The 25499-nt window shown below is 67.4% G+C and carries 20 protein-coding genes and 1 pseudogene; 14 read left to right on the top strand and 7 right to left on the bottom strand.

The genetic code is table 11. The annotated features are described in order from the left end of the window. Positions 1 to 3: 3 nt before the first annotated feature. From rfbB to CK951_RS20130, 6 genes are all read left to right on the top strand, one after another. Positions 4 to 1044, top strand: a complete 1041-nt coding sequence (rfbB, locus tag CK951_RS20155) for a dTDP-glucose 4,6-dehydratase (RefSeq protein ID WP_096788014.1) — start codon at positions 4 to 6, stop codon at positions 1042 to 1044. After that, positions 1041 to 1790 carry a cyclopropane-fatty-acyl-phospholipid synthase family protein gene (locus CK951_RS20150; protein WP_096788013.1) on the top strand — a complete coding sequence of 250 codons (750 nt, stop codon included), beginning with the start codon at positions 1041 to 1043 and terminating at the stop codon, positions 1788 to 1790. The genes rfbB and CK951_RS20150 overlap by 4 nt, the downstream gene beginning before the upstream one ends. Continuing rightward, entirely contained in the window at positions 1787 to 2644 is an 858-nt protein-coding gene (gene rfbD / locus CK951_RS20145) for a dTDP-4-dehydrorhamnose reductase (protein WP_096788012.1), read from the top strand. The genes CK951_RS20150 and rfbD overlap by 4 nt, the downstream gene beginning before the upstream one ends. Then, positions 2641 to 3531, top strand: a complete 891-nt coding sequence (rfbA, locus tag CK951_RS20140) for a glucose-1-phosphate thymidylyltransferase RfbA (protein WP_096788011.1) — start codon at positions 2641 to 2643, stop codon at positions 3529 to 3531. The genes rfbD and rfbA overlap by 4 nt, the downstream gene beginning before the upstream one ends. A gap of 145 nt (positions 3532 to 3676) precedes the next feature. Further along, positions 3677 to 4909 (top strand): methyltransferase domain-containing protein, encoded by a 1233-nt coding sequence (locus CK951_RS20135; protein WP_198402522.1) that lies wholly within the window; start codon positions 3677 to 3679, stop codon positions 4907 to 4909. A gap of 5 nt (positions 4910 to 4914) precedes the next feature. Continuing rightward, positions 4915 to 6456 (top strand): CmcI family methyltransferase, encoded by a 1542-nt coding sequence (locus CK951_RS20130; protein ID WP_096788009.1) that lies wholly within the window; start codon positions 4915 to 4917, stop codon positions 6454 to 6456. Between the two features lie 3 nt (positions 6457 to 6459). Here CK951_RS20130 and CK951_RS20125 read toward each other — a convergent pair whose 3' ends face one another. Further along, complete coding sequence (locus tag CK951_RS20125) at positions 6460 to 7953, bottom strand: phosphomannomutase/phosphoglucomutase (protein WP_096788008.1); 1494 nt, start codon at positions 7951 to 7953, stop codon at positions 6460 to 6462. Between the two features lie 151 nt (positions 7954 to 8104). Here CK951_RS20125 and CK951_RS20120 point away from each other — a divergent pair, with 151 nt between their 5' ends. Together CK951_RS20120 and kdsA are read left to right on the top strand one after the other, a co-directional pair. Beyond that, entirely contained in the window at positions 8105 to 9532 is a 1428-nt protein-coding gene (locus CK951_RS20120; RefSeq protein WP_096788007.1) for a mannose-1-phosphate guanylyltransferase/mannose-6-phosphate isomerase, read from the top strand. Between the two features lie 155 nt (positions 9533 to 9687). After that, entirely contained in the window at positions 9688 to 10536 is an 849-nt protein-coding gene (gene kdsA, locus CK951_RS20115) for a 3-deoxy-8-phosphooctulonate synthase (protein WP_096788006.1), read from the top strand. A 1-nt stretch (position 10537) separates the two neighbouring features. On the opposite strand, the gene CK951_RS20110 is transcribed toward kdsA, so the two are convergent. After that, positions 10538 to 11743: a calcium-binding protein gene (locus CK951_RS20110; RefSeq protein ID WP_096788005.1), complete on the bottom strand. Its 1206-nt coding sequence runs from the start codon at positions 11741 to 11743 to the stop codon at positions 10538 to 10540. A gap of 163 nt (positions 11744 to 11906) precedes the next feature. Further along, positions 11907 to 12518, bottom strand: coding sequence for a VPLPA-CTERM sorting domain-containing protein (locus CK951_RS20105; RefSeq protein ID WP_157764695.1), 612 nt, complete (start codon positions 12516 to 12518; stop codon positions 11907 to 11909). Between the two features lie 455 nt (positions 12519 to 12973). Between CK951_RS20105 and CK951_RS20100 the strand changes: the two genes are divergently transcribed. After that, positions 12974 to 13522 (top strand): VPLPA-CTERM sorting domain-containing protein, encoded by a 549-nt coding sequence (locus CK951_RS20100; RefSeq protein WP_096788003.1) that lies wholly within the window; start codon positions 12974 to 12976, stop codon positions 13520 to 13522. Between the two features lie 57 nt (positions 13523 to 13579). Here CK951_RS20100 and CK951_RS20095 read toward each other — a convergent pair whose 3' ends face one another. From CK951_RS20095 to CK951_RS20085, 3 genes are read right to left on the bottom strand one after another with little or no spacing between them, the layout of a single operon-like run. Next, on the bottom strand, positions 13580 to 14410 hold the full coding sequence (locus CK951_RS20095) for a CpsD/CapB family tyrosine-protein kinase (protein ID WP_096788002.1): 831 nt from the start codon (positions 14408 to 14410) through the stop codon (positions 13580 to 13582). 11 nt (positions 14411 to 14421) lie between these two features. Then, complete coding sequence (locus CK951_RS20090; protein ID WP_232520812.1) at positions 14422 to 15861, bottom strand: Wzz/FepE/Etk N-terminal domain-containing protein; 1440 nt, start codon at positions 15859 to 15861, stop codon at positions 14422 to 14424. Positions 15862 to 15863: 2 nt separating this feature from the next. Continuing rightward, complete coding sequence (locus CK951_RS20085) at positions 15864 to 16748, bottom strand: ExeA family protein (protein WP_096788000.1); 885 nt, start codon at positions 16746 to 16748, stop codon at positions 15864 to 15866. A gap of 608 nt (positions 16749 to 17356) precedes the next feature. Here CK951_RS20085 and CK951_RS20080 point away from each other — a divergent pair. The 5 genes from CK951_RS20080 (at position 17357) to CK951_RS21260 (ending at position 23993) form a co-directional block, all read left to right on the top strand. Continuing rightward, positions 17357 to 18049 carry a sugar transferase gene (locus CK951_RS20080; RefSeq protein ID WP_096787999.1) on the top strand — a complete coding sequence of 231 codons (693 nt, stop codon included), beginning with the start codon at positions 17357 to 17359 and terminating at the stop codon, positions 18047 to 18049. A 35-nt stretch (positions 18050 to 18084) separates the two neighbouring features. After that, positions 18085 to 20514 (top strand): tetratricopeptide repeat protein, encoded by a 2430-nt coding sequence (locus tag CK951_RS20075; RefSeq protein WP_096787998.1) that lies wholly within the window; start codon positions 18085 to 18087, stop codon positions 20512 to 20514. Between the two features lie 47 nt (positions 20515 to 20561). Next, positions 20562 to 21521, top strand: coding sequence for a sulfotransferase (locus tag CK951_RS20070; protein WP_096787997.1), 960 nt, complete (start codon positions 20562 to 20564; stop codon positions 21519 to 21521). Positions 21522 to 21563: 42 nt separating this feature from the next. After that, complete coding sequence (gene xrtD / locus CK951_RS20065) at positions 21564 to 23138, top strand: VPLPA-CTERM-specific exosortase XrtD (protein ID WP_096788091.1); 1575 nt, start codon at positions 21564 to 21566, stop codon at positions 23136 to 23138. A gap of 87 nt (positions 23139 to 23225) precedes the next feature. Beyond that, the gene (locus tag CK951_RS21260; RefSeq protein ID WP_157764694.1) at positions 23226 to 23993 is read left to right on the top strand and encodes a glycosyltransferase family 25 protein; all 768 of its coding nucleotides are present in this window, start codon (positions 23226 to 23228) and stop codon (positions 23991 to 23993) included. 9 nt (positions 23994 to 24002) lie between these two features. On the opposite strand, the pseudogene CK951_RS20060 reads toward CK951_RS21260, so the two are convergent. Continuing rightward, positions 24003 to 25348 (bottom strand): annotated as a pseudogene (locus CK951_RS20060) (IS5 family transposase). Positions 25349 to 25499: the final 151 nt, after the last annotated feature.

Below are 25499 nucleotides of genomic sequence, written 5' to 3'. Positions count from 1 at the left end.
CCCATGAAACTGATCGTGACCGGAGGAGCGGGCTTCATCGGCTCGGCGGTGGTGCGGCAAGCGGTGGCGAAGGGCCACCATGTCGTCAATGTCGACTGCCTGACCTATGCCGCCTGCCTGGAAAACCTGGCAAGCGTCGCCGATGCCCCGACCTACGCCTTCGAGAAGGCCGACATCCGCGATGCGGAGGCCATGGCGCGGGTCTTCGCCACCCATCGCCCCGATGCGGTGATGCATCTGGCGGCGGAAAGCCATGTCGACCGCTCGATCGACGGGCCGGGCGCCTTCATCGACACCAACGTCCGCGGCACCTATGTGCTGCTGGAAGCCGCGCGCGCGTACTGGGTAGGGCAGGGGAAGCCCGCGGGCTTCCGCTTCCACCACATCTCGACCGACGAGGTCTTCGGCACGCTGGGCGAGACCGGCCAGTTCACCGAAGATACTCCCTACGCGCCGAACTCGCCCTATTCGGCGTCCAAGGCCGCCTCGGACCATCTCGTCCGCGCCTGGGGCGAGACCTATGGCCTGCCTTACGTGCTGACCAACTGCTCAAACAACTACGGGCCGTTCCATTTCCCGGAAAAGCTGATCCCCGTCGTGATCCTGAAGGCGCTGGCGGGAGAGCCGATCCCGGTCTACGGGAAAGGCGAGAACGTCCGCGACTGGCTCTATGTCGAGGATCATGCCGACGCGCTGCTGACCGTGCTCGCGCGGGGCGAGAACCACCGCAGCTACAACATCGGCGGCGAGAACGAGGCGAAGAACATCGACATCGTCCGCAAGATCTGCGCGATCCTCGACCGGAAGCGCCCGAAGACCACGCCCTATGCCGAGCAGATCGCCTTCGTGACCGACCGCCCAGGCCACGACCTGCGCTATGCCATCGATCCGACCCGCATCCGCACCGAGCTTGGCTGGCGGCCCTCGGTCACGCTCGACGAGGGGCTGGAGCGCACGGTCGACTGGTATCTGGCCAACGAACCTTGGTGGCGCGCGCTGCAGGACCGCGCGGGCGTGGGCCAGCGGCTTGGGGTCAAGGCATGACGGACAGCCGGGGCCTCTCCGCCGACGAGGCCCGCCGGCTGCGGCCGGGCGACGAGCATTACCGCGCCTATGTCGGTCCGCCCGGTCAATGGGATTACATGGGGGCCACGCAGTTCCGCCTGCTGACGACGCTTGGCCTGCGCGAAGGGCACCGCCTGCTCGATGTGGGCTGCGGCGGATTGCGCGCCGGGCGGCTGCTGATGATGTATCTGGCCCGCGGCCATTACTACGGCATCGAGCCGAACATGTGGCTGGTCGAGGATGCGATCGAGCGCGAGCTGGGACCGCAGTTCGTGGCCCTGAAGGCCCCCGTCTTCAGCGACAGCGCCGAATTCGCGGCTGATGCCTTTGCGGTGAAATTCGATTTCATCGTCGCGCAGTCGATCTTTTCGCACACCGGGTCCGATCTTCTGTCGCGCGCGCTGGAGCGGTTCCGCACCGCGCTTGCCCCCGACGGGCTGATCCTCGCCACCTTCCTCCATTCCGAGGACCGGCCCGATCTTCCGGTCGAGGCTCCCGGCTGGACCTATCCCGGCTGCACGAGCTTTTCCCGCCCCCGCATTGCCGAACTGGTCTCGGCGGCGGGACTGGTCTCTCGCCCGCTGCCCTGGTTCCATCCGCGCCAGAGCTGGCATGCGCTCGCCCACCGGGTCGAGGCGCTGCCGCCGGCCGACCAGGACCATCACCTGACCGGCGCCGTGCTGCGCGACGCCGAATTCGCTGCAAGTCGGAAAGAGCTTCGATGAAGGACCTCATGGTGTTTGGCCGCACCGGGCAGGTGGCGCGGGAACTGGCGCGCCTTGCCCCCGATGCGCGCTTCCTCGGCCGGGACGAGGCCGACCTGACCGATCCGGAAGCCTGTGCCCGGGCGATCCGCGAGGCGATGCCTTCGGCCGTCATCAACGCCGCCGCCTGGACGGCCGTCGACCGTGCCGAGGACGAGGAGGCCGAGGCGACCCTCGTCAATGGCGAGGCCCCCGGCGCCATGGCGCGGGCCTGCGCGGACCTCGGTATCCCCTTCGTGCAGATCTCGACCGACTATGTCTTCGACGGCTCGGGCGAGCGTCCCTGGCGGCCCGGCGATCCGGTGGGTCCGCTCGGCGCCTATGGCCGCTCGAAGCTCGCGGGCGAGGAGGCCGTGCGCGCCGCGGGCGGGACGCATGCGATCCTGCGCACCTCCTGGGTGTTCTCGGCCCATGGTGCGAATTTCGTGAAGACCATGCTGCGCCTCGGCGCCACGCGCGAGCGGCTGACCGTGGTCATGGACCAGGTGGGCGGACCCACGCCCGCCGCCGAGATCGCCGCCACCTGCCTCGCCATGGCCGAGGCTCTGGTGTCGAAGCCCGAACTCTCCGGCACCTATCACCTGTCCGGTGCCCCCGACGTGAGCTGGGCCGGGTTCGCGCGCGAGATCTTCCGCCAGGCGGACCTTCCCTGCGAGGTGCAGGACATCCCCTCGGCCGAGTATCCGCAGAAGGCGCACCGTCCGGCGAATTCGCGGATGGACTGTTCCGACCTCTCCCGTTTCGGCCTCGCCCGCCCCGACTGGCGGCAGGGCCTGGCCCGCGTCCTTTCCGACCTGCAAGGAGTATCCTCATGACCGCACGCAAGGGCATCATCCTCGCCGGGGGCTCGGGGACGCGGCTCTACCCGGTCACCATCGGCGTCTCCAAGCAGCTGATGCCGGTCTATGACAAGCCGATGATCTACTATCCGCTGACCGTGCTGATGCATGCCGGCATCCGCGAGATCGCGATCATCACCACGCCGCAGGACCAGGACCAGTTCAGGCGCGTGCTGGGGGATGGCAGCCAGTGGGGCCTCAGCCTCACCTATGTGGTCCAGCCCCATCCGGGCGGGCTGGCCCAGGCCTATACCCTGACCGAGGATTTCCTCGCGGGCGCCCCCTCCTGCATGGTGCTGGGCGACAACATCTTCTTCGGCCATGGCCTGCCGGCGCTGCTTGCCGAGGCCGACGGGCAGGAGACCGGCGGCACGGTCTTCGGCTACCACGTGGCCGATCCCGAGCGCTATGGCGTGGTCGCGATGGACGAGCAGGGCCGCGTCACCCAGATCATCGAGAAGCCGAAGGTTCCGCCGTCGAACTATGCCGTGACGGGGCTCTATTTCCTCGACGCGCGCGCGCCGGAATTCGCCCACGGCCTGAAGCCCTCGGCGCGGGGCGAGATCGAGATCACCTCGCTGCTCGAGATCTACCTCGAGGAGGGCACGCTCGACGTCAAGCGCATGGGCCGCGGCTTCGCCTGGCTCGACACCGGCACGCATGGCAGCCTGCTCGACGCGGGCAACTTCGTGCGCACGCTGCAGAAGCGGCAGGGCATGCAGACCGGCTGCCCCGAGGAGGTCGCCTTCCACAACGGCTGGATCGACGCCGCGGCCCTGCGGACGCTGGCCTGCAAGCTCGACAAGAACGACTACGGCCGCTACCTGCAGGCGCTGCTCACCGAGCAGATGATGGAGGGCTGACGGCCCGGCTCCGGCCAGTGGCCGGGGCCGTCTCTGCGGCGCAGTGTCCACTTCTCCACAGGCGGTTGCCTCGTTCGGCCCGATCGACCAACCTGCCGGAGGCGCATCTGCGCCGATGCCGGAGATCCCTCACCCCGGAGACCTCATGCACCTCTCCTCGTTCGAGAACATGCAGCGCTGCATCGACTGGTACTGCCCGCCCGGAGCCCGGGTGGTCGACCTGGGGGCGGCCAGCGTCAACGGCTCCTACCGCGACCTCTTTCCACCGGGTACCGCCTATACGGGCTTCGACCTCGCCCCGGGACCCGGCGTGGATGTCGTGCTCGAGGATCCCTATGTCCTGCCGCTGGCCGACGGTTCGGTCGATCTGGTCGTCTCGGGCCAGATGCTCGAACATTGCCCGCAGTTCTGGCGCGTCTTCACCGAGGTGGCGCGGGTGCTCGCGCCCGGTGGGCTGGCCTTCATGATCGCCCCCTCCGAAGGGCCGATCCACCGTTACCCGGTCGATTGCTACCGCTTCTATCCCGATGCCTGGGGGGCGATGGCGGACTGGGCGGGTCTGAGGCTCGTGCATTGCTGGCGCGACCAGCGCGGGCCCTGGTGCGATCTCGTCGGCGTGTTCCAGAAGGGCGGCACGCTCGAGCGTCTGACGGCGCCGAAGCCTGCACAACCCATCCTGCTGCCCGCAGCCCCCCATCCCGATCCCGCGGCCGAGGCGACGCGGGGCAAGCGTCCCTATCGCGAGGTGCTGGAAGAGATGCACCGCCTGCTCTCCCCCCGGCTTTACTGCGAGATCGGGGTGCGCAAGGGCCAGAGCCTCGCGCTGTGCCGGGGCAGGGCGGTGGCCATCGATCCCTCGCCCGACATCGAGACCCTGCCCGGGACGGCGACGCTCCATCGCTGCACCAGCGACGACTTCTTCTTCTTCGCAGGCGACAGCCCCTTCGACGGGCGGGTGGACTTCGCCTTCATCGACGGGATGCATCTGAGCGAATTCGTCCTGCGCGACTTCATGAACCTCGAACGGCACATGAGCCCGAAGGGTGTGATCGTGGTGGACGACGTGCTGCCCAACCATCCGGTGCAGGCCCTGCGCGAGCGGCAGTCGCAGGTCTGGACCGGCGACGTCTGGCGCTTCGCCCGGCTGCTGTCCGAGATCCGACCCGACCTGCAGCTCACCTGGCTCGACACGGAGCCGACGGGACTTCTGGTGGTGCGCGGGCTGAAGCCGCAGAACCGCGTGCTGTGGAACCGCTACAACCCCGAGATCCGCAAGCTGCTCGAGGCTGGTGACGAGCCGGTGCCCGAGGATCTTCTGACCCGGGCCCATGCCCTGGACCCGACGGCGGAGGCGATCCGCGCGGCCATCGGCCGGTGAACGCCATGCCCGACCTGAGCCTCGTGGTCTGCGCCCATGACATGGAGCGGGAACTGCCGCGCACCCTCTTCAGCCTTTGCCCGCCCTATCAGCGCCTGCCCGCGGGCCTGTCCTGCGAGATCCTGGTGATCGATTGCGGCTCTGCCCGCCCGGTCGAGGCGGCAGCCCTTTCCTGCGGCGGGGTCGATCTGAGGGTCCTGCGGGTTCCTGCCTGTCCCTCGCCAGCGGCCGCGATCAATGCGGCCATGGCCGAGACGCGCGGGCAGCTGGTCGGGCTCTGGATCGACGGGGCGCGCCTCTCCTCGCCCGGCCTTCTTGCCCGGGCGGTCGAGGCCTGGCGGGCCGATCCCTCGCGCGCGATCGGCACCTTGGCCTTCCATCTCGGGCCCGATGTCCAGATGCGCTCGGTCGGGACCGGCTACGACCGCGCCGCCGAGGATGCGCTGCTCGCCTCGGTGCCCTGGCGGAAGGATGGCTACCGGCTGTTCGACATCTCGGTGCTGGCGGGCTCCTCGGCCGAGGGCTGGTTCGGCTGCATCTCGGAAACCAACGGCCTGTTCCTGGATCGCAAGCTCTGGGACCGCCTGGGTGGTCTCGACGAGCGGTTCCACTCTCCGGGCGGCGGCTATGTCAACCTCGACCTCTGGCAGCGCGCGGTGGCGCTGTCGGGGGACGAGCCCTGGATCGTGCTGGGCGAGGGGACGTTCCATCAGGTGCATGGCGGCGCCGCGACCAACGGCACGGCAGCGGCCCGCAAGGCGATGGCCGCGGAATACGAGACGCTGATCGGCCGGCCGCATCGCTCCCTGGTCTACCGCCCGCGCCTGATCGGCACGCTGTCCCCGACGGTGCTGGCCAGGGGGTCCCGTCCGCCACCCGAGCCCCCGCGCCGGGTGCAGTCTGTCGGCGGGCGCGCCTTCCGCATCGCCCTGCCGCCCGAGGTGCTCGACCGGGTGCAGGCCGGCACGCTGCGCACCCGCTACCGGGGGCTGAGATTTGCCAAGAACCCGTTCGACATCGCGCTCTACCTGCGGCTCATCGAGGCGCTGGCTCCGGCCACGATCATCGAGATCGGCACCTCCGAGGGCGGCAGCGCGGTCTGGTTCCGCGATCAGTGCCGCACACTGGGTCTGCAGACCGGGATCCTGAGCCTCGATCTGAAACGCCCGCCCCTCGAGGAGGAGGGCATCCGCTTCCTTGCCGTGGACAGCACCGATCCGGCGGGCACCTTCCCCACGGACCTGATCGACGCCGCCCCGCGGCCCTGGCTGGTCATCGAGGACAGCGCCCATACCTACGAGTCGGTGGCCGCGGTGCTTTCCTATTTCGACCCGCGCCTGCAGCCCGGCGACCGGCTGGTGGTCGAGGATGGGGTGGTGGCCGACATGCGCGCCGAAGCCTACCGGCGCTATGACGACGGTCCCAACCGCGCGGTGGCGGAATTCCTGCTGGCGCATCCCGGCCGTTACCGGATCGATGCCGAACTCTGCGATTTCTACGGGCCGAACGTGACCTGGTGTCCGAACGCCTGGCTGGAGCGGATCTGAGCGTCAGATCCGCTGGTCGTAGGCGCCGACCGACGGTTCCGTCCGGATCACCGCATCGAGATCGGCGAAGATCGCCCGAAGTTCGGCTGCACTCTCCGGGCTCTCGCAGACCACCACCAGGTTCGGCGTGTTCGACGAGGCGCGCACGAGGCCCCAGCCGCCGTTCTCCAGCATCACCCGCGCGCCGTTCACCGTGACGAGGCCGGTGATCCTCTGTCCGCCCAAGGATCCGCCCGTGGCCGCTATCGCCTCCAGACGCTCCACGATCCGCTGCAGGACGCCGTATTTCTCGGTGTCGGGGCAGAAGGGCGACATGGTGGGCGAGGTGAAGGTGGCGGGCAGGGCGCGGCGCAGGTCCGACATCGAGGTGCCCGGATGGCGGTCCATCAGCCGGCAGAGTTCCACCGCGACCCGCATCCCGCAATCGTAGCCGCGACCCACGGGCGGCGCGAGGAAGTAGTGCCCGGACTTCTCGAAACCCGCGATGGCGCCGGTCTCGAACACCCGCCGCTTCATGTAGCTGTGGCCGGTCTTCCAGTATTCGGTCGTGGCGCCCAGATCGCGCAGCACGGGATCCGAGGCGTAAAGGCCCGTCGATTTCACGTCCACCACGAAGCGCGCGCCGGGATAAATCCGCGCGTAGTCGCGCGCGAGGATCACGCCCACCTTGTCGGCGAAGATCTCCTCTCCCTCGTCGTCCACCACGCCGCAGCGGTCGCCGTCGCCGTCGAAGCCGAGCGCCAGATCCGCGCCCGAGGCCCGCACGGCATCCGCCATGTCGTGCAGCATCTCCAGCGCCTCGGGGTTCGGGTTGTAGGTCGGAAAGGTATAGTCGAGTTCGCAATGCAGCGGCACCACCTCGGCGCCGATCCGGGCGAGCAGTTCGGGCGCGAAGGCACCGGCCGTGCCGTTGCCGGTGGCGCAGACCACCTTCAGCGGGCGCGAGAGGCGGAAATCGCCGGCGAGGTCGTCGAGATAGGCCTCCCTCACGCCGTCCTCGAAGACGTAGGCGCCACCGGAGGCGGGCTCGCCGCGGCCCTGAAGCACCAGGTCGCGCAGCTCGGCCATCTCGTCGGGGCCATGGGTGAGGGGGCGCTGGAAGCCCATCTTCACCCCGGTCCAGCCGTTCGGATTGTGGCTCGCCGTGACCATCGCCACCGCCGGCACGTCGAGGTGGAACTGCGCGAAGTAGGCCATCGGCGACAGCGCCGGGCCGATGTCATGGACGCGCACGCCGGCCTGCATCAGCCCCAGCACCAGCGCCTGCTTGATCGCCAGCGAATAGTCCCGGTAGTCGTTGGCCACCACGATGTCGGAAAGCCCCCGTCCGCGCATCTGCGTCCCGAGTCCCAGCCCCAGCGCGGTCATGCCGGGCAGGTTGATCTCCTGGGGGTATTTCCAGCGCGCGTCGTATTCGCGAAAGCCCGTGGGCGCGATCATCGGGTCGCGCAGGAAGGCCCAGCTGTTGGGCGTGACGGTGGCAAGCGGGCGGGTCATCGAAATCCTCCGGTCAATCAATCCGTTCTAGCCGAGCGCCAGCCGTCGGGCGAGTCTCTGCGATGCGACAGGGCGCGCTGCCGGAAGCCATTGGCCGGAAGGGCGGCGCGGCCTAAGCTGGGGCGGTCGATTGTTCCGGAGTCGCATTTCCATGACGCCCATCGTTCCCGTACTGCTGGCCGGAGGGTCCGGCACCCGCCTCTGGCCACTGTCCCGCAAGAGCTATCCCAAGCAGTTCGCGCCGCTCACCGGCGACAGGACCCTGTTCCAGGCCGCGGCCGGCCGGGTCTCGGGCGACGGGTTCGCGCCGCCGGTCGTGGTCACCAATGCCGATTTCCGCTTCATCGTGACCGAACAGCTGCAGGAGGCCGGCATCGACCCCGGCGCCGTGCTGATCGAGCCCGAGGGCCGCAACACCGCCCCCGCCATCCTCGCGGCCGCCCTTCACATCGCGGCGCGGCGGCCCGATGCGCTGATGCTCGTCTGCCCCTCGGACCATGTGGTGCCCGATACCGAGGGCTTCCGCGCCGCGGTCGAGGCCGGCCGCGCGGCGGCGGCGGCGGGGGATCTGGTCACCTTCGGCATCCGCCCGACCCGGCCCGAGACCGGCTATGGCTGGCTGGAGCTGGACGACCTGCCGCCCGAGGGCTGCCTGAAGCCGCTGCCGCTGCGCCGCTTCGTCGAGAAGCCCGACCTTCCGACCGCCACGCGGATGTTCGAGGGGGGACGCTACCTCTGGAACGCAGGCATCTTCCTGTTTTGCGTCCGCACCATCCTTCAGGCCTTCGAGACCCATGTGCCGGGCCTTCTCGATCCCGTGCGCCGCGCGGTCGAGGGGGCAGAACCGGACCTCGGCTTCCTGCGCATCTCGGGCGAGCCCTGGGCCGAGGCCGAGGCGATCTCGATCGACTATGCGGTGATGGAGCGGGCCGGAAACCGCGCCGTGGTGCCGTTCTCGGGCGGCTGGTCCGACCTCGGCGACTGGGAGGCGGTGCGGCGCGAACTGGGCCCCGACGGGAACGGCAATGCACTTTCGGGCGCGGCCACGGCGATCCGATGCGAGAACAGCCTGTTGCGCTCGGAAGCGCCGGGGCTCGAGATCGTGGGCATCGGGCTTTCGGACATCGTGGCCGTCGCCATGCCGGATGCGGTGCTGGTCGCGCACCGCGACTGCGCGCAGGAGGTGAAGGAGGCGGTCGCCGCGATGAAGGCCAAGGGCGCGGCACAGGCCGAGTGCTTCCCCCTCGACCACCGGCCCTGGGGCTGGTTCGAGACGCTGGTGCTGGGCGACCGCTTCCGGGTGAAGCGCATCGTGGTGAAGCCGAAGGGCGTGCTGTCGCTGCAGAGCCACCACCACCGGGCCGAGCACTGGATCGTGGTGGCGGGCACGGCGAAGGTCACCGTGGACGGCGAGACCCGCCTCGTGACCGAGAACCAGTCGATCTACGTGCCGCTCGGCTCGGTCCACCGGATGGAGAACCCGGGCAAGGTCCCGATGGTGCTGATCGAGGTGCAGACCGGCGCCTATCTCGGCGAGGACGACATCGTGCGCTACGAGGATGCCTATGCCCGTGGCTGATCCGTCCGGATCTGATGCGGCCCCGACAGGGCATCCTGAACGACCGTTCGGAAAAGCAGGGGATCGGAAGGCGCGTGCCGCCTGACCCCGCACGCGCGGTTTGAACCTTGCACCGGCTTGGCTTAAGGGTTGGGCCGACAGAGCGGGAGACCCCCATGACCGAGACCCCCACCCCCCGGACCATCGTCACCGTCGGCGACATCGCCATCGGGGGCGACAACCCGATCGCGCTGATCACCGGACCCTGCCAGCTTGAAAGCCTCGAGCATGCCCGCATGATGGCCGGGCGCATCGCCGAGGCCTGCGCGCCCACCGGGACGAAGTTCGTCTTCAAGGCCAGCTATGACAAGGCGAACCGCTCCTCGCTCGGCACCTCGCGGGGGCTGGGGATGGAGAAGGGGCTCGAGATCCTCGGGAAGATCCGCGACGAGTTCGGCGTGCCGGTGCTGACCGACGTGCATGAGCCCTGGCATTGCGCGAAGGCCGCCGAAATCTGCGACATCCTGCAGATCCCGGCCTTCCTCTGCCGGCAGACCGACCTGCTGCTCGCGGCCGGAGAGACGGGAAAGGCCATCAACATCAAGAAGGGCCAGTTCCTCGCGCCCTGGGACATGAAGAATGTGGCCGACAAGGTCGCCTCGACCGGCAACCGGCGGATCATGCTCTGCGAACGCGGCACCTCGTTCGGCTACAACACGCTGGTGACCGATTTCCGCGGCCTGCCCACCATGGCCGCGACCGGCTATCCGGTGGTGTTCGATGCGACGCATTCCGTGCAGCAGCCGGGGGGCCTTGGCGGCACGTCGGGCGGCCAGCGCGAATTCGCCCCTGTGCTGGCGCGGGCGGCCTGCGCGGTGGGGGTGTCCGCGCTTTTCATCGAGACGCATGAGGATCCCGACCGCGCCCCCTCGGACGGGCCGAACATGATCCCGGTGGAGCGGATGGGCCGGCTCATCGCCGACCTGCGCGCCTTCGACGCGCTGGCCAAGTCGCTGTCGGCCTGAGTCAGAGCAGGAAGTCGGCCCCCCGCATCGCCGCGAGGCCAGAGACGAGGATCGAGAAGTCGGCCGCCCCGTCGCCGTTCAGGTCGCCCGAGACGACCAGGGCGCCCTCGGGCCCGCTGATCCGCAGGTCGCCGGCCCGATCGAACCCGCCGGTCCCGACGAAGCGGAAGGCCTGGTTCCCGGCCGCGGTCAGGTTGGCGTCGATTGCCATCAGATCGATCCGGTCGCCCTCGACCCGGTTGAAATCCACGATCCGGTCGCGCGTGGTCGCGGTCGGACCCGAGTCCAGGGCGCTCAGGAAGACGAAGCGGTCCGCGCTGAGGCCACCGGTCAGCAGGTCGCGCCCCTCGCCGCCGATCAGCCGGTCAAGCCCCACATCGCCATAGAGCAGGTCGTTGCCCTGCTCGCCGTAGATCGTGTCGCTGCCCGCGCCGCCCCAGCCGCTGTCGGTATTGCCGCCCAGCCGCAGCGTGTCGTTGCCGCCGCCACCGAAGAAGCGGTTGCTGTTGTAGCCGAAGCCCACCGCGCCTGCATCGAGATCCGTGATCACGTCGGCATGGGCCGAGCCCACGACATCGTTGAAGCCGCGCACCACATCGCCCTGCGCATCGCCGCCGCTGAGGGTCGTGGCATCGCCGTAGGTCAGCCGCACCCGCACCCCGGCTCCGGACGTGGAATAGGAGAGCGTGTCGCCGCCGTCCGCCCCGCCGCTCAGCGAATCTGCGCCGGTGCCGCCCTCGATCGTGTCGAAGCCGAGGCTGCCTCCGATCGTGTCCGCCCCGTCGCCGCCGTAGAGCAGGTCGTTGTCTTCCGCCCCGTTGATCGAGTCGTTTCCGCCACCGCCATGGACCGTGTCGTCGCCGTCGTCGCCGAAGATCGTGTCGTTGCCGCCCGGGCCGAAGCGGAACTGGTCGCCCATGATCAGGTTGCCGAGCGTGTTGCCGTCGATCCAGTCGCTGCCGTCGCTGCCCCGGGCATTCTCGATCACGCCGTTGACGATCAGCCGCGAGCCGCTGTTGCCGATGTAGTAGATCCCCTCACCCGAGGTCGGTCCGGCGCTCGTGTAGGTCCAGCTGAGGTCGATCTCGGTCCCGTCCGGATGGACGCTTCGGAAGACGAGCCAGTCGATGCCGTCGCCGTCATCGGCGAGGATCACCGTCTGTCCGTTCAGCGCGATCTGGTCGATGACATAGGTGTTGTTCGGCACGGGGGATCTCCTTGTCGCACGGCAGGGGTCTTCCGGAAGGCAAGACGGCGCGGCGTCGATGTGGAGCGAGGGATCGGATGGACCGCGCAGGCCCGCAACCGTCGTGGCTGTGTGAGAGGCCGGCACCGTTCCGGCGCCGGACCCGGGAGCCGAGGCGCCGACCTCAGGCGCCGAGCATCCGCCGGCGGCGGATCAGGGCGAGGCTGCCGAGGGCTGCGACGAGCAGCAGGCCGGTGGCGGGCAGGGGCACCACGTTGACGCCGGTCAGCGTGGCCGTCGTGGTGATCCGCCGCGAACCGTCGTCGAACAGCTCCGAGCCGCTGCCGAACGAGATCAGGAATTCCGACCCGTTGACGACGATCGGGGCGATCGCATCCCAGATCAGGCTGCCGTCGACGATCCGGCCGAAGGCCGTGGTCGTGAAGAGGCTTCCGGTGCCCGACACGGTCAGCCTGGGCGAGGAGAAGGCCAGAACGGCGCTGATCGTGTAATCGGCCCAGCCCAGGCCGCGCCCCGTGAGCGTCAGGAAGTCGAAGGTGGCCGAGTCGCCGGTGCCGATCTCGTAGCTGTTGCCGTTGCGCAGGCTGCTCGCAAGCGAGGCGGTGACGCCGCAGTTGGACAGGACGCACAGGCGGTCCGTCGAGGCGAGCGAGACCGAGGAATTCGTCCGGTCCACCACGAAGGACATGGTGGCCGCCTGCGCCCTCTGCGAAGCCGCGCTGCCCGAGGCGAGGGCAAGACAAATGGCCGCACTCTTGAAGAACTTTCCGATCAATTCGAAACTCCCAAAGAATCTTTGGTCCTGCCGGCGGAACGCCGACCTTTTCCGCAAGATCTCCTGACTTTGTGTCAAGATTGGGGCGAATTGAAGTTATTCCTTCATGGAGTTCCTGCGTCCGACGCTCGCGATCAGGGGCTCATCAGGTCCTTCGAATCAGAGCAGACGGTCCGCAGGGCGGGCGCTCCGGACGAGCCGCGACCGCGCGGAGGAGCAGCCAAGTGTCTATGCAGGCTGCAGAAAAGCGGAGTTCTGGCGACAAAGAGGTCTGGATGGATGCCTTGATCGCCTCTTGGTTGCATTTTCGAATCCTGTTGCCGTTTCTGCGGCGAAGTTGTGTCTTTTTTCGTTGATTTTGATGGAGAGACCTCGCATCACATGCCTGGATAAGGGTTCAGCACGAGCGACGATCCAGGCGTTGCCGTGATGTTGTGCAAAAAGGAGGTTTGGAAGTGTTCGATTTCATGAAGGGGTCTCTGCTCGCGTTCGCGACGGCCCTTGCTGTCGGTTTCGGGGGACAGGCCGATGCGGGGACAGTCCATTTGGAGGACGGCGTCAGCTACGTCCTGAACGAGGATGACATCTACATTTATGAAAGCGGCCGCGAGCTAATCAATACGGGCGTGGTTGACCTTGATTTCGCGTTCCAAGGTAGCGATGGACTTCTCGCGAGCGCACTGACGGGCAATATCACAATCAGGGGCGTCATTGATGGGCTTTACATGCAGTGGCGGAACATCAACGGCGGCATCGTAACCCAGGCCCTGTTCCCGACGAACCCGACCAGTCTGGGGCAACACTCCTATGACGCCACGCTGTCGACCCTCTTCACCTCGCCCGATCTTCTGATGCAGACCCTGCATCTTGGCTGGACGAGGGCCGTCAATGCCCAGATCAGCCTCAACGTTGCGGCTGTTCCGCTGCCGGCCGGCGGCCTGCTGCTTGTCACCGCGCTTGGCGGCCTGGCTTTCCTGCGCCGTCGCAAGGCGCTGGCGGCCTGATCCGATCCGCGTCAGGTTTCAGGCGGGAGTCCGAAAGGGCTCCCGCCTTTCGTTTGCTCAGCCGTAATAGCCGTAGCCGTGATCCGGCCCCATGAAGCGGCACTTGTTCAGCACCACGCCCAGCACGTTGGTCTGGCCCGCCAGCTCCTGCTCGCAGACGTCCACCTCGCTGGCCGAGGTGCTCTCGGCCGCGGCGATCAGCAGGGCGCAATGAACCTGGCCGGCGAAGGCCATGGTCTCGTCGCTGACCAGAAGTGGCGGCATGTCGAAGATCACCACGTCCGGCGCATAGCGGCTCTCGATCTCGGACAGGACGGCAGGCACCGAGGCGCCCTGCAGCAGTTCGGCCGGATTGCGGAACGGGGCGCGGTTGGTCGCGATGGCGAGGTTCGTCCCGATGCGCACCGCGTTGTCCTCGAACCGCGCGGAGCCCTGCAGCACCTCGGCGAAGCCGTGCTTCTCCCTGAGCCCCAGCATGCGCGCCAGCGAGGGCCGGCGCAGGTCGATCTCGGCCAGAAGGACGCGCAACTCGGGCTGGCGGGCCAGGCTGAAGGCCAGGTTGAGCGCGATCGTGCTCTTGCCGCAGCCCGCGCCGGGAGAGGTGATGGCCACCCGGCGCCAGCCCTGGGCCCGCATCTGATGCAGCAGCTTGGTGCGCATCACGTCGAAGGCGGCGGTCTCGCGGCCGCCCCGGGTCGCGACGATGTGGTGCCGGGCAAGCTGCCCGGCCTCGGGCGCGACCTGGGGCAGGGCCTCCCACGCTTCGGCGATGCGGGCGGCATCGCTGGCCTGCGGTCGCGAGAAGAAGGCCGGCGGCCGATCCGAGGGGGTGCCGGAGGCGGAGCGCGCGGCCCGGGCCTTGGCGATGGCGGACTGGATGCGTTCCATGGCTTGCCCTCCTATGCGGACCCGATGCGGAAGGTGGCGATGCCGATCTTCCGCATCAGCTGGTTCACCAGCAGGTCGACCGGCGTGACGTAGGTGTGGACCGCCCAGAGACCGGCCGGGATCATGAGGAGCACGGCGGCGACCGCCCCCGCGATCAGCGCCCGGCGGCGGAGGATCTGGCCGCGGGTGCGCATGTAGGGCAGCGTCGCGAAGGGCGTGATGCCGAGCGTCGTCGTCAGGTCCACCGGCCGGCGGATCGCGGTGTTGAGCAGTTCCAGAAGGGCGATCAGCCCGCCTCCGGCGGCGAGGCCGGCGGCGATGCCCGCGGCCGCGATCTTCTTGCGGTTCGGGCTGTTCGGCTCCTGCGGGGCGACGGCCTGTTCCACCACGGTGATGCGCTGGCCCTTGGACATCGCCTCGATCATGTCGCCAGTCTCGGCCCGGGCGCGGTTGGCGACCGCCTCATCGTATTGCGCGCGCAGGTTCTCGTAGTCGCGCTCCAGCGTGTCGAGCTGCACGGCATTGCCGGGCGTGGCCTCGATCGAGCCCTTCAGCTCCTCCATCGAGGCGGCGATGTCGGCCTTCTGCGAGGCGAGGTCGGCCACCTGCTGGTCGAGCTTGCCGAGCTCGAGATGAAAGGCCGTGGCCTCGCCGGGTCCGGTCCCGCCGGTGGCCGGCTGGCCGCCCTCGCGGCGCCGCTGGGCCGAGGCATCGTGCAGGGCGACGAAGCGCGCGCGACGCTCCTTCAGGGCGGTTTCCTCGCGCTCGAGCAGGAGCAGGCGGTCCTGCAGCGCGACCTGCTGCTCGCGGCGGAACTCCAGGCTGTCGGGCAGCGCCTCGTTGTGCTGCTGCCGGAAGGCGAGGATCTCGGCGCCGCGCCTGGCCAGTTCCTGGTCGAGCCGCTCCACCTCGCTGTTGAAGAAGTCGAGCGTCTGGCGCGAGACGCTGGTGCGCATCTTGACGTTCTCGTCGAGGATCATCGTGACCACCTCGTTGGTCACCATGGCCGACAGGGCGGAGGTGGGCGCACTGAAGCTGACGGTGACGACGGTCGCGTCGATCTGCCGGCCCCCCATGTTCGTCCCGCCCGTCGTCTGGATCCGGATGCGGTCGCGCATGTCCTCGACGATCTCGTCGGCGGTGAGCGGGATCGAGGGCTCGCCAGGCACCGGGGCATAGACCTTCAGCCGGTTGGCCATCTCGAGCAGCTTGTCGCGGGTCAGGATGCGCTGCTGGATGATCTGGAGCTGCTCGGTCGCCGCGGTCTGGACCGTCGAGGCGGCCAGATCATTCGGGATCTGTTCGGATTCGACGATCAGCCGGGCCTCGGCCACGTAGCGGGGCGGCAGGACCAGCGCCAGCGTCACCCCGGCTGCCGTGCCCAGCAGAAGCAGGATCAGGAAATACGGCAATCGGCGCAGGAAAAGGGCAATGTAAAATCGAAGGTCCATGATCAATCCGGAGACTTGCGCTGTCCCTGTCGGAGCACGAGGACAGGGGCGGCGGTCCTGCCTCCTCCGAAGAAGACCCCGTCGTCAAGCACCTGCTGGATGATGCCGCGCCCGACCTCCGGCTCGTCGCGCGAGAAGGCATAGACGAGCGCCAGGTCGCAGAGCTGGTTCACCAGCCGCGGCACGCCCCCCGTGGCGGCCTGGATCGCATCCAGCGCAGCCGGGGTGAAGATCTCGCGGCTCGCCCCCGCCACGGCCATCCGGTGCGTCACGTAGTCCCGCATCGTCTGCCCGTCCATCGACGGCAGGTGGAAGCTTGCCGCCACGCGCTGCGCGAACTGGGTGAGGTTCGGCCGCTGGATCATCTCGCGCAGCTCGGGCTGGCCGATGAGGACGATCTGCAGCAGCTCGTCCTTGCCCGCGTTGATGTTGGTGAACATCCGCAGCTCCTCGAGCGCGTCCCGGCCGAGGTTCTGCGCCTCGTCGAAGATCAGGATCACCCGGCGGCCGGCGGCATATTCCGTGATCAGGCAGGTCTGGAAATGCGCGAAGAGGTCGACATAGCCCGCCTCGGGCGCGGCGGACTGGCCGAGCGCCATGAGGACCCAGCGCAACAGGTCGCCCCGGTCGCCCTGGACGTTGGCGACCAGCCCGACCTTCACGTCATCGCCCAGCGTCCTGAGCAGGTGGTGCAGCAGCGTGGTCTTGCCCGCCCCCACCTCGCCGGTGATCAGCGTGATCGGGGCCCGCGTCAGGATGCCGTACTCCAGCGTCGTGAAGGCCGCCCGGTGCGGGGGCGACCAGAACAGGAAGTCCGGATCCGGAACCAGCGAGAACGGCCGTTCGCGGAGGCCGAAGAAGGAGGTGTAGATCTCCAGTGCGCTCATGGTCTCTCTGACGAACGTTTCCCGCGCCTCGATGGACCGGAATTCGGGCCATTGTTGGACGATCGCAACTGATTTCAAGGACCCGCCCCCGACGAATTGTGGCGATCCCGCGTTCGGCGCCTGACCTGAGCCCGAGACGCCGGAATAGCGCGAGTTCCGCTCCTTCACAAGCACGGGCTCGAGTCCGGGCCGCCGACGGGCAGGGCCGGCATTTTTGGCCGAAATTGTCACGAAGAAAAAGACGGATGACTTATTGGTGTGTCCGGCGCCCATAATGCAAGCAAAAGTTGTGTTGTCCGTATTATGGTTAAAATACGGCATTGCCGGGGCGGCGGATGGCCGGCACCGCATCCATTATGTCGCGGCGCCCTGGTGCGTGGCGGGTTTCGGATGGCTTCACATGATCTTAGCCGAACCGCGGGATGCGCTGTCGAACGAATAGGATTTGCCATTACGGTAAAAAAAGTCTATCCGTCCGGATGCGGGGGCGGGATTCGGGGGATGGAAATGAATGGATCCTGATCGCCGACCTGATTTCAGGCCGCACCCCGGGTGCCGGAGGGAAGCGGTCCGCAAGCCTGTTTATTTTATGATTGAGAATTCAATATATGACTGCTCACTATCATGACCTTGTGGAGCGGGCCCAGTCGGATGAACGCATCGCCTCGACCTTCAGGCCCGGCGGCAATGGCGGACGGATCTACCGGGACGGGTTCAAGCGGTTGCTCGACATCCTGCTCATTCTGGCGGCGCTTCCCGTCGTCCTGCCGCTCGTCCTGATTCTCGCCGTTCTCGTGGCCCGGGATGGCGGATCGCCGTTCTACCTGCAGGAGCGCATCGGCCGGAACGGCCGGATCTACCGGATCTGGAAGCTGCGCACGATGGTGCATGACGCCGAGGCGGCGCTCGAGCAGTATCTGGCGCGGAATCCGGCCGCGCGGGCCGAATGGGACCTGACCCAGAAGCTGAAGCGCGACCCCCGCGTGACCCGGGTGGGGCGCTTCCTGCGCATCTACTCGCTGGACGAGTTGCCGCAGCTCTGGAACGTGCTGAAGGGCGACATGAGCCTCGTCGGCCCGCGGCCGATGATGCCCTGCCAGCGCATCCTCTACCCCGGCTCGGCCTATTTCGCGTTGCGCCCCGGCATCACCGGCTACTGGCAGGTCAGGCAGCGCAACCTTTCCTCCTTCGCGGATCGGGCCTGGCACGACACGCAGTATCACCGGGACCTGTCGCTCTGGACGGACCTCAAGCTGCTGCTTTCGACGGTGCGTGTGGTGATGAGGGCCACCGGCCACTGAGGCCGGGCCGCACCCACCCCTGTGAGGATGTCTTCATGATGCGCCGTCTTGCTCCGCTGATGCTTGCCGCCTCGCTGATGCTCTCTGCCTGCGAGAGTTCCGAGGAAAAGGCCGAACGCTACTATCGCTCCGGCATGGAGCTTCTCGCCGCGGGCGACGAAGACCGCGCGATGGTCGAGTTCCGCAATGTCTTCAAGTATGATCCCGCCCATCGCGAGGCGCGCCAGGCCTTTGCCGACCTGCTGCTGAAGCGCGGCCGGGACGCCGAGGCCTATGCCCATTACCTGAAGCTGATCGAGCAGTATCCCGACATCCTGCCGGTCCGCGCCACCCTGGCCGAGATGGCCATCCGGGCCATGGACTGGGACGAGGCCGAACGGCATGGCCGGGCCGCCCTGAACCTGGCCCCCCAGCCGCATCCGCCGGAGCTGCGCGCGATCCGCGTCTCGCTCGACTACCGCACGGCCTGGCTGGCGCGGGACGAGGCGACGCTCGCGCGCCTCGAGCGCGAGGCGCGCGAAATTCTCGCCGAGGCCCCGGCCAACCGCATCGCGCGGCGTCTTGTCGTGGACCGGCTGGCCGGCGGCAGGCACCCCGAGGCGGCGCTGCCCGAGATCGAGATCCTGCTGGCGGCCGATCCGGACGCCCTCGAGCTTCACATGTTGAAATACCGCCTGCTGGCAGGCTCCGGCCAGCCGGAGGCCGCAGGCGAGCAGCTTCGCCGGATGTTCGAGCTCTTCCCGGACAACCGGGATGTGCAGGCCGGGCTGATCGCCTGGTACATGAGCCGGAAGGACCTGGCCTCGGCCGAGGCCCTGCTGCGCAAGCTGGCGGGCGAGCCCGTGGCCGAGCCCGAGGGGCATATCTCGGTGGTGCAGTTCCTGCAGACCACGCAGGGCATCGAGGCCGCCATGGCCGAACTCGACCGCCTGATCGCGGCGAACGAGGGCCTGCCGGCCGCCGATCTCTACGGCGCGCTGCATGCCTCGCTGCGCTTCGACGCCGGGGACCGCCAGGGCGCGTTGGCCGGGATGCGGGCCATCCTGGAGAAGGCGGAAGCCAGCGACCAGACCCGGCGCATCAGGGCGATGTTCGGGCGGATGCTGCTGGTCTCGGGCGACCGGACGGGCGCGCGCGGCCTGGCCGAGGAAGTCCTGGCCGAGGACGCCACCAACGTCGAGGCGCTGAAGCTGCGCGCCCGGCTGCTGATCGACGAGGACCGGCCGAGGGACGCCATCCTCGACCTGCGCACCGCGCTCGACCAGGCGCCGCGCGATGCCGAGATCCTGACCTTCATGGCGCTTGCCCACGAACGCGACGGCAACCTCGAGCTTGCGGGCGAGCAGCTGGCCCAGGCGGTGGAGGTTTCCGGCAAGGCGCCGGCGGAATCGCTGCGCTATGCCCGCTTCCTGATGCGCCAGGGCCGCGACGGCTCGGCCGAGGCGATCCTGACCGATGCCCGGCGCGCCCATCCGGCGGATCTGGGCGTGCTGCTCCAGCTGGCGGACCTGCGGCTGAAGACCCGGAACTGGGTGGGTGCGCAGGAGGTGACGACCACGCTCCGCACGATCGACAGCCCCGAGGCGCAGCAGGCCGCCCGGCAGCTGCAGGCGGCGCTCCTGCTCGGCCAGGACCGGACCGAGGAGGGTCTGGCGCTGCTCCAGTCAGAGGCGGGCGAGACCTCCGAGAACACCCGGGCCATCGCGCTGATCGTGCAGGCCCGGGTGCGCGGCGGCAAGATCGCCGAGGCGCGCAGCTATCTCGACACGATGCTGGCAAAGTCGCCGGACAACGCCTCGCTGCTTCTCCTGAGCGGCAACCTCCACGCGATCGCGGGCGAGCTGGACCGGGCCGAGGCGATCTTCCGCGACCTGATCACCCGCAGGCCCGCGGACGGGGTGCCTGTCCGGCTGCTCTACCAGCTGCTCGTTACCACCGACCGCGCCGACGAGGCGATCGCGGTGGTCGAGGCCGGGCTGAAGGCCGCGCCGAAATCCGGCCTGCTGCGCTGGATCATGGCCGGGCATCTGGAGCAGGCGGGCGACATCGAGGGGGCGATCGCGATCTACGAGGCGCTCTATGCCGATGACAGCAGCAATGTCGTGGTGGCCAACAACCTCGCGAGCCTGATCTCGGCCCACCGCTCCGATCCCGCAAGCCTCGAGCGCGCCCATGTCATCTCGCGCCGCCTGAAGGGTTCGCCCCAGCCGGCCTTCCTGGACACCTACGGCTGGATCGAATACCGGCGCGGCAACCTGCTCGAGGCGCTCTCGAGCCTCGAACCCGCCGCCGCGGGCCTGCCGAACGATCCGCTGGTGCAGTTCCACCTTGGCATGACCTACGCCGGCCTGAACCGCCCCGAGGATGCCACCCGCCAGCTGCGCCGCGCGCTGGAACTGGCGGAAGGAAAGGACCTGCCGCAGATGGAGGAGGCGCGGCGGGTGCTGGAGGAGCTGGAAGGTTGAGAGCCATCGTACAGCTGTCAACTGTGCCGTGAAACCCAGGAGGTACCGTGACCCGGTTCAGTGATCTGACCGCCTTCGACCCCGTCTTCGTTTACGGAGCCATGCGGTCCGGAACGACCATGTTCCGCCTGATGCTGAATGGCCATGGCCGCATCGCCAACCCCGGCGAAGTCGACTTTTTCTTTTCCTTCCTGAAGAAGGATCCGACTCATGCCACGGGCTGGCGGTACGATCTGGAGGCCCTCAGGATCGACCGCATCTTTCAGGGATCCCGACTGCTCTTGGCGGATGGGAAAGATGGTCTGGACCTACTTGCGGATTTCATGCGTCAGCATTCCGAGCGCAATCCGGGAAAGATACTGACCTACAATATTCATCACACTCTGGCGGAGGCGGTCGAGCTCTTCCCGGATGCCCGGATCATCCACATGCTGCGGGACCCCCGGGACGTGGCCTACTCTTCCATAGGCATGGGATGGGCCCACAGCGTATTCTATGGCATCGATCACTGGATTTCCTCCGAGAGGCAATGGGAGTTGCCGAGCGCAAGGCTGCCCGAGGGGAATGTTCTGACGCTCCGTTACAAGCGTCTTCTCTTGGATATCGAGCCACAGCTGAGGGCCGTCTGTGACTTCATCGGCACTTCTTATGACCCCGGAATGGTCCGCTACCACGAGATGTCGACCTATTCCGCGCCCGACGCCAAGCTGATGGAGCAATGGCGCGGTAAGGGATGCCGCTCGGACATAGAACTGATCGAGGGGAAGGCGGGGGATCTCATGGCGGCACGAGGGTATCCGCCCGAGACGCCCGGGCGCCGGCCCGGAGCCTTGGAGCGCCTGATACTGTATGTGCGGCACAAACTCCATCTTGTGCGGGTGGGAACCCGCAGGTTCGGAGTTGTCCTGTTCTGGGGTGAGAAACTCTCTCGCTGGACCGGCTTGCAGAAGCCGCACCGTGATTTCCGCAACCGCATGAACCTCATCGATATGAAATTACTGAAATGAGGGATGTTCGGCTTTGTGTTCCTTGCAGGAGGGGTCGCTGACATGACGGCAATTGGCCGTGAAGCCACCGTGGCGGGCAAGGGGCCTTTCCTGCTGCTCCTAGCAGGGCTTGCCGCCCTGGCCTTCTTCCACGAAGGCATCGCGGCCCTCCTGCGGGCCTGGCAACTGCCGGAGTACAGCCACGGCCCCCTCATCCCGGTCCTGTCGCTGCTCCTGTTCCTGCGCCAGCTGAAGTCCGAGCCGATCCTCGGCGGCCCGGTCAACCGCTGGCCGGGGGTGGGGCTCCTCGTCTTCGCCATGGCGCTCGGCGCGCTCGGCAAGCTGTCGGAGATCGACGATGTCACGGCCTATGCGCTGATCCTCTGGGTGGGCGCGATGCTGCTGATCTCCTTCGGCTGGGAGCAGGGGCGGCGCTTCTGGCCGCCGGTGCTGCATCTGGTCTACATGCTGCCGCTGCCAGGGCTCGTCTACTACAAGCTCTCCACCTTCCTGCAGGCGGTCTCGTCGGAACTGGGTGTCTTGTTCCTGCAGTTGATGCAGGTGCCGGTCTTCCTCGACGGCAACATCATCGACCTCGGCGTCACCAAGCTGCATGTGGCCGAGGCATGCTCGGGGCTGCGCTACCTGTTCCCGATTCTCAGCTTCTCCTACATCTTCGCCGTGCTCTACCGCGGGCCCTTGTGGCACAAGGCCGTGCTTCTCGTTGCGGCGGCGCCGATCGCCGTGCTGATGAACTCGATCCGCATCGCGCTGGCGGGATGGATCGTGAATCACTGGGGGATCGGCCACGTCGAGGGATTTTCGCATTTCTTCGAGGGCTGGGTGATCTTCCTGTCCTCGGTCATGCTGCTCTTCGCGCTGGCCTGGCTGATGCTGTTCCTGCATCCGACCCGTCCCGGCCTCGTCGAGGCGCTAGACCTCGACACCTCGGGTCTTCTGACCCAGGCCGCGCGCGTGCGCCTTGTCGAGCCGTCCTGGGCGTTGGTCCTGTCGGCGCTCCTGCTGGGAGGCGGTGCGCTGCTCTGGCATCTGCGGCCCGAGGTGGAGCGGACGCTCCCCATGCGCGAGTCCCTCGCCGCCTTTCCGCGCGACCTTGGCAACTGGCACTCCGGAACGCCCCTGCGGATCCCTCCGGCCACGCTGAAGGCGCTGGCGGCGACCGATCACCATTCTGCGCAGTTCCGGACGCCGGATTCAGCCGAGACGGTGGATCTCTTCATTGCCTGGTATGAGGACCAGACCAGGGGCGGCACCCACTCGCCCGAGATCTGCCTTCCCTCCTCCGGCTGGGAGATCGCGCGGCTGGAGCGGGTGGACATCGGCCCCGCCGCCGGGCTGGGCGAGCCTTTCCCGCTCAATCGCGTCGTGATCCAGAGGGACGAGGCGCGTATGATGGTCTACTATTGGTTTGAGCAGCACGGCCGCCATGTTGCCTGGGACTTCGAGGCGAAGTTCTGGCTGCTCTGGGACGGCCTGACCATCGGCCGCACCGACGGCGCGCTGGTCCGCATCCTGACCCCCATCGGACGCGACGAGAGCGAGGCGGAGGCCGAGGCGCGGCTGCAGGAGGTGTTCCTTGCGACCAACCGGGTGCTGACCCGCTTCGTGCCGGAGTAGCAAAGGCATGCAATTTCAAGACGCGATGCCGACGTCCATGTTGCGAAAGCCAATCCTATGGGCCCTCTGATCAAGGGATGCCGGAACTTGACCAATATTGATATCACAAAAAAATGTGCAGACGCGGGATCCCTCCTGACCGACGCATTGGGGAACATGGTCCTGATCAGTCTGGTCAGCCGATCCGATCGGCGCGTTGAGTTTCTCGAGCAGTTGCTGAAAATCGGCTTGTCATATGACGATCCCCGAGTAACAATTTTTGATGCCATACGACCAAAGACCCCTGACGGGTTCCCGACTATCGGCGCCAGGGGTTGCTTTCTCAGCCACCTGGAGGTCCTTCGAAGATCATTGGAGAGCGGCGCAAATTCCGTACTGATCTGCGAGGATGACCTGAACTTCACCGCTGATCTCCCTTCGCGGATCAACCATCTGGCTGATCAGCTTGCCAAGCAGTCTTGGGACATGCTCTATGGGTTTTCCCCGCCAGGCCAGGGTCGACCTGTGGATCAAAGTGGCGAACTACTGGAAATAACGCCAGATCAGGAGATCTTATGTGCCCATATGTTGGCCTTCCGGCGGTCAGCCATCGAGAAGGTCGTGCCATATCTACAGATGATGCTGACCAGACCTCCCGGTGATCCGGAAGGTGGCCCGATGCATGTTGATGGAGCCTACAACTGGTTTCGGAAAAGCCATCCGGAACTGCGCGTGCTTGCAGCCAGCCCTCCAGTCGGGTTTCAGCGAGCTTCCGCCACCGATATCCATGCACTCGGCTGGAAGGACAAGTTGCCCGGGCTGCGGAATCTGATGAGGGTCCAGAGGCGGATGCGAAACAGACTTAGTTCAGCCTGAACAACGCGGTCAGGCGGCCGCGATGCTGTGGTGCTGAAATCTGTCGTGCCGGATCGCCGTCAGGACGAGGGTGATGATGGCGGCAAGAAGCTTCCTCAGGTGGGCGAGGATCTTGCGGATGTTGTGGCCGCAGCCGCAGAGGACGGCGAAGAGGGCGTCTCCGAGGGTGCCTTTCAGGTAGCAGCGGGCGAGGCGGCCATCGGTCTTCATGTGGCCGATCGCGGGCTCGATGCTGCTGCGCCGTCGGAGCGCCTTCGCCAGCGAGGGCGTCAGGCCGCGGCGGGTGCCGCTGATCAGCACCTGGGTATGTTCGACGCCGTGGCCCTTGTAGCCGCGATCGACGACAGCCCGCTTCGGCGGGTGGCCGGTGAGGATCGCCACCTGCTCCAGCGCCTCGCCGAGGGTGTGGCCGTCGCAAGGGTTCCCCGGCAGCGAGCGCGTGCCCACCACGAAGCTGCCCGTCAGCGTGGTGGCGATGCTGACCTTGGTGCCGAACTCGTAGCGCACCCGAGCCTTGCCCTTGGAGATGCAGTCGACCTCCGGCTCATGCAGTGAATAGATCTTGCCGGGATCCTTCGGCTTCTGGTGGAGCAGCCGCGAGACCAGCACGAGCTTGTCGAGCATCCGCTCGCGCAGCGGCCCCGCGGGGATCTCGTCGAGCTGCCGCCGGATGTCCCGCATCACGCGGCCGGTGTAGCCTTTCTGCGTTCTCAAGGCCTTGCGCATGCGCCGGAACTGCTTCGCGTGGGCGTAGCGCCCCACCTGCGCCGCCAGCCGCGGTGCCAGGGGGCGTAGCTTTGGCGCAGCTCGATCCCGGCGTCCCGGGCCAGACCCACCAGCTGCGCCCGCGCGCGTTCGTAGAGGCGGGAGTCCGTCGGGTGCGCGATGTTCTTTTCCATGACGGTCGTGTCGACCGCCACCTCGTCGAGGCAGGCATCGTCGACGGCACCCGATTTCCGCCCGGCCTCGATGGTCTTCGTCAGCAGCCATTCGACTCCCTCTTCCCCGATCCGCTTCCGCCAGCGGATGAGCGAGGTGGGATCGATCGGCGGGCGGTGCTGAAAGAAGGTCTCCCCGGTGAAATGCTGAAAGTAGGGGTTCTCGACCCAGCGCGCGACCACAGCCTCGTCCGACAGCCGGAACGCGTGCTGCAGGTAGAGCAGCCCCGCGACCAGCCGCGGCGAGGTCGCCGGCCGTCCGGTGCTGGACGGGAAGAAGCCCGCCCATTCGCGCTCGAAGAACTCCCAGTCGATCAGCCCCGCCAGCGTGACCAGCTCGTGGCGCAGGTCGATCATGTCGACGAGGCGCGGCCGGAAGAGGTCATTCTGCTCGGGCGGACGGGGACGGTGCTTCATGCGGCGGACCAAAATTGCAGGGTTACGGGCGGAATCCTATGAAATCATGCAGGCCATGGCGACTGAAACCTCGGCTTTCACGCGCTGTATTAACCACTTCCGTGTTGTTCAGGCCGGACTATCAAGACGATCTGATGTCTGAGGATGAGCG

Source organism: Rhodobacter sp. CZR27 (assembly GCF_002407205.1).
Classification (GTDB): domain Bacteria; phylum Pseudomonadota; class Alphaproteobacteria; order Rhodobacterales; family Rhodobacteraceae; genus Cereibacter_A.
This window is presented reverse-complemented; position numbering and strand designations above follow the sequence as displayed.

Coding starts and splice junctions, on each gene's coding strand:
- CK951_RS20075 (WP_096787998.1), top strand. CDS start 18,085: ATGATGCGCCGTCTTGCTCCGCTGATGCTTGCCGCCTCGCTGATGCTC.
- CK951_RS20135 (WP_198402522.1), top strand. CDS start 3,677: ATGCACCTCTCCTCGTTCGAGAACATGCAGCGCTGCATCGACTGGTAC.
- CK951_RS20150 (WP_096788013.1), top strand. CDS start 1,041: ATGACGGACAGCCGGGGCCTCTCCGCCGACGAGGCCCGCCGGCTGCGG.
- CK951_RS20125 (WP_096788008.1), bottom strand. CDS start 7,953: ATGACCCGCCCGCTTGCCACCGTCACGCCCAACAGCTGGGCCTTCCTG.
- kdsA (WP_096788006.1), top strand. CDS start 9,688: ATGACCGAGACCCCCACCCCCCGGACCATCGTCACCGTCGGCGACATC.
- rfbA (WP_096788011.1), top strand. CDS start 2,641: ATGACCGCACGCAAGGGCATCATCCTCGCCGGGGGCTCGGGGACGCGG.
- CK951_RS20130 (WP_096788009.1), top strand. CDS start 4,915: ATGCCCGACCTGAGCCTCGTGGTCTGCGCCCATGACATGGAGCGGGAA.
- CK951_RS20120 (WP_096788007.1), top strand. CDS start 8,105: ATGACGCCCATCGTTCCCGTACTGCTGGCCGGAGGGTCCGGCACCCGC.
- rfbB (WP_096788014.1), top strand. CDS start 4: ATGAAACTGATCGTGACCGGAGGAGCGGGCTTCATCGGCTCGGCGGTG.
- rfbD (WP_096788012.1), top strand. CDS start 1,787: ATGAAGGACCTCATGGTGTTTGGCCGCACCGGGCAGGTGGCGCGGGAA.
- CK951_RS20080 (WP_096787999.1), top strand. CDS start 17,357: ATGACTGCTCACTATCATGACCTTGTGGAGCGGGCCCAGTCGGATGAA.
- CK951_RS20095 (WP_096788002.1), bottom strand. CDS start 14,410: ATGGAACGCATCCAGTCCGCCATCGCCAAGGCCCGGGCCGCGCGCTCC.
- xrtD (WP_096788091.1), top strand. CDS start 21,564: ATGACGGCAATTGGCCGTGAAGCCACCGTGGCGGGCAAGGGGCCTTTC.
- CK951_RS20090 (WP_232520812.1), bottom strand. CDS start 15,861: ATGGACCTTCGATTTTACATTGCCCTTTTCCTGCGCCGATTGCCGTAT.
- CK951_RS20085 (WP_096788000.1), bottom strand. CDS start 16,748: ATGAGCGCACTGGAGATCTACACCTCCTTCTTCGGCCTCCGCGAACGG.